This window comes from Roseomonas acroporae, assembly GCF_023223525.1.
In the GTDB taxonomy this organism is placed as follows: Bacteria; Pseudomonadota; Alphaproteobacteria; order Acetobacterales; family Acetobacteraceae; genus Roseomonas_E; species Roseomonas_E acroporae.
Genome location: NZ_JALPRX010000011.1, coordinates 1 through 3,589, shown reverse-complemented (window position 1 = coordinate 3,589; position 3,589 = coordinate 1). Strand labels below are relative to the sequence as shown.

Annotated in this window: 4 protein-coding genes; all 4 read right to left on the bottom strand. The window is 77.3% G+C overall.

Annotated elements, in window-relative coordinates; translation table 11 throughout:
• Positions 1-92: 92 nt before the first annotated feature.
• Positions 93-1,046: a class A beta-lactamase gene (gene bla, locus M0638_RS03795; RefSeq protein WP_248665630.1), complete on the bottom strand. Its 954-nt coding sequence runs from the start codon at positions 1,044-1,046 to the stop codon at positions 93-95.
• A gap of 28 nt (positions 1,047-1,074) precedes the next feature.
• Positions 1,075-1,905, bottom strand: coding sequence for a GNAT family N-acetyltransferase (locus tag M0638_RS03790; RefSeq protein WP_248665629.1), 831 nt, complete (start codon positions 1,903-1,905; stop codon positions 1,075-1,077).
• Positions 1,906-1,907: 2 nt separating this feature from the next.
• A complete protein-coding gene (locus tag M0638_RS03785; RefSeq protein ID WP_248665628.1) occupies positions 1,908-2,210 on the bottom strand; it encodes a YciI family protein in 303 nt (100 codons plus the stop codon).
• Between the two features lie 288 nt (positions 2,211-2,498).
• A partial coding sequence (locus M0638_RS03780) for a LacI family DNA-binding transcriptional regulator (RefSeq protein ID WP_248665627.1) occupies positions 2,499-3,589 on the bottom strand: 1,091 nt, incomplete at its 5' end.

The window sequence follows — 3,589 nt, the reverse complement described above, 5'->3', positions numbered from 1 at the left end:
CCTGGCTCCTGTCGACCCCCCCCCACGGCTCTAGCCATTGATCGGGCGCATTTTCCGAGCCGCTGAGCAAGGACGCTCAGCTTGAAAATGCTCTAGGGAAGCGCGCCCACCCAGGCGCCGGCGATGGCGGCGCCCACCGCCGCCAGCACGGCATCCCGCGCCGGCGGCGGGGCCGGGCTGCCGGTGAGGTAGGCCGCCACCAGGACCGGCGCGGCGCGGCCCGGCGGACGCAGCAGCGCCACGTCGCTGCTGGTGCCGTTTCCCGCCGTGCCGGTCTTGCCGGCCGCCTGCCAGCCCGCCGGCAGCCCGGCCCGCAGCCGCGCATCCCCGTTGCGGCTGGCGCGCAGCCAGCCGAGCAGCAGCCCGGCGGCCTCCGCCGGCAGCGCGCTGCCCTGTGTCAGCGCGTGCAGGTCCGCCAGCATGGCGGCCGGGGCGGTGGTGTCGCGCGGGTCGCCGGGAAGGGCCTCGTTCAGCGCGGTCTCGGTGCGGTCCAGCCGGGTCACGCCGTCGCCGAGGCTGCGCAGCCAGGCGGTCAGGCCGGCGGGGCCGTCCAGGGCTTCCAGCAGCAGGTTGCCGGCGGTGTTGTCGCTGACCGCCACCGCCGCCTCGCACAGCGCGGCGAGCGTCAGGCCCTCGCCGCCGGCGTAGGGGGCGGTCGCCGGGGAATAGGCGACCAGCGCCTCGCGATCGAAGCGGATGCGCCGGTCCAGCCGCTCCCGCCCCGCCGCGACCCGGGCCAGCACCGCCCCGGCCGCCAGCAGCTTGTAGGTGCTGCCGAGCGGGAAGCGCTCCTCGGCCCGGTACGACGCCGCGCGGCCGTCGCCCGCGTCCAGCACCGCGACCCCGAGCCGGCCGCCATGCGCCGCCTCGATCCGGGCCAGCGCGGCCGGCAGCGCGGCGAAGGCATCGCCCTGGCCGACAGTTCCCTGGCTGACAGTTCCCTGTCCGACCGCCCCCTGTCCGAACATCCCCTGTCCGGCCATCGCCCGGCGGCCACGGAGCGGCAGCACGGCCGGCGCCCCGAGCATCCATCGCCTGCCGATCACGTCCCCGTCCCCCGGATCGCCGCGCGGATCAGTCCCGCAGGAAGTAGCGGTAGCGGTACCGCTCGCGCAGGCCCAGCGCCTCGTACAGCGCCACGGCCGGGGCGTTGTCGGCCGCGACCTGCAGCCACCACCGGCATGCGCCCAGCGCCGCCGCCCAGGCCGCGCCGGCGCCCAGCACGCGCTGCGCCAGCCCGCGCCGGCGGAAGCGCGGCGACACGGCGAGGTCGAAGATCCCCGCCAGTTCGCCATCGGCCACCAGCATGGCGCAGGCGGCCGGCTCGCCCGCCTCGCGCAGCAGCAGCCAGGCCGCCGGCACCAGCATCATCCCGGCGCCGCGCCGCTTCTCCTCCAGCCGCGCCGGCACCTGGTGCTCCGCCGTGCCCAGCACGGCCAGCCAGGGCGCGTCGGGCCCCTCCAGCACCGACACGGCCGGGTCGCGGCGCGGCGCGGCCGGGGCATCCGGCGCCCCTCCCCCGAGCGGGCCGGTCATCACCAGGGTCGGGCCGTCCTCGCGGTAGCCGCGGGCGCGCAGCAGGTCCGCCAGCCCCGGCGGGTCGAGCGGCGTGGAGCGGAAGCGGGCGGGCAGGCCGCGCGCGGCGTAGCGGGACTCGATCCGCGCCACCCGTGCCGCCAGGGCATCGTCCGGCGCCGGGTCCAGCGAGCAGGTGGCGTTGGCCCGGCCGGTGCCGCCGGCGAAGGCGCGCACGACGAAGGGCCCGTCGAACGCCTCGAGCGGCGCCGGCACCGCCGTCAGCGAGGCCCGCTCCAGCGCCGCCACCGTCGGCGCCGGGTCGGTGGCGGCCGCGTCTCCCGTGCCGCCGGGCCGGGTCGCCGGGCCGGCGCCGTGCCTCCCGTCCATCCTCAGCGGCCGCCGCGCTCGACGGCGACCCGGAACGGCCGCACCTCGACACGCTGCCACACGCCGCCGGTCACGTAGGGATCGGCCTCCAGCCAGCGGTCCAGCGCCGCGCGGTCGGCGCACTCGACGATGCAGACCGAGCCGACCATGCCGCCCGACCCGTCCAGCACCGCGCCGCCCACCACCAGCTCGCCGCGCTCCACCATGGGGGCGACGTTCCGCAGATGGGCGGGCCGCGCCGCGGCCCGGCGCGCCGGCGCCTCGGGGTCGGTCCCGTCCCAGGCGGTGACGAGGAATTGCGGCATCGCTCGATTCTCCCTGCGCGTTCCCTCGGATACGGTCGCCCTGGGCGCCCGACGCACCGGAAGCCCCGACACGCCGGACGAGGCTACAGCGAACCGCGGTCCGGTTGGGACTGCGGTTCGCCGTCGCTCGTTGTTCCCGGCGCGGATTCACGCCTCCGGGCGTAGCCGCCCTCCGGCGATCCGCTCTGGAGCATTTTCAAGCTGAGCGTCCTCGCTCAGCGGCTCGGAAAATGCGAAAAATCAAAGGCTGGAGCCGTTCCGGCCTGATACAGCCAGGCTGGATCGGCTCTAGCGCGGGCCGGACGGAAGCGGGAGCGGCGGCGGGTCCGGCCGGCCCGGCGGCCGCCGGGCGGAGCCGCGCACCACCAGCGCGCCGCCGATCACCACGTGCCGCGCCGGCCGCGACGGCGTCGCGAGGGCGTCGAGCAGCAACCGCACCGTGGCGTCCACCATGGGCGCCAGGGGCTGCGAGAAGGTGGTCAGGTCGTAGGCGGGCCAGGCGGCCGGGCCGGCATCGTCGAAGCCGACGACGGAAAGCGCGTCCGCCCCGTCGCCGCCGATCCGCAGGCCGAATTCGTGGCGCGCCACCTCGATGCAGGCGATCGCCATGTGGTCGTTGGCGCAGAAGACCGCATCGGGCCGGTCCGCGCGGCGCAGCAGTGCCCGTATCGCCGCCGCCGCCCCCTCGCGGGTGTAGTGGCCGACCGCGCGCAGCGGCGGGCCGAGCCCCGCCTCGCGCAGCGCCGCGCCGAAGCCCCGCTCTCGGTCGCGGCTGGTCGAGGAGGCCTCCAGGCCGGCGACGAAGGCGGGGCGGCGATGGCCGCCGGCCGCCAGGAAGGCGCCGATGGCGTGGCCGCCCCGCGCGTTGTCGCCGGTGACGCTGGACAGGCCGGGCTCGTCGGTGACGCGGTTGAACAGCACCGCCGGCACGCCGGCGCGCCGGCATTCCCGCGCGAAGACGGAGGACAGGCTGGTCGCGGCCAGCACCACCGCGTCCGCCTGGTAGCGCAGCACCTGTTCGATCACCGGCTCGCCGCCGGAGGACTCGATCGCCGGCTCGCCGCCGGGGGGGTGGTCGGCGGTGAAGAGCAGCACCTGGTAGCCGTGCCGCTGGAGGCGGTCCGAGAGCGCCTCCAGCATCGCCGGGTAGAACGGGTTGTCGAGCCGGGCCATGGCCACCGCGACGAGGCGCGAGCGGCGGGTGATGAGGCTGCGGGCGATGGCGTTGGGCCGGTAGCCGAGGTCGCGCGCCGCCGCCAGCACCCGTTCGCGCAGCGCCGGCGAGACGCTGGCGCCGGGGGTGAAGACGCGGCTGACGGCGGATTGCGAGGTGCCGGCCCGTCGCGCCACGTCGTGGGCGGTGGCGCGGCGGGCCGGCG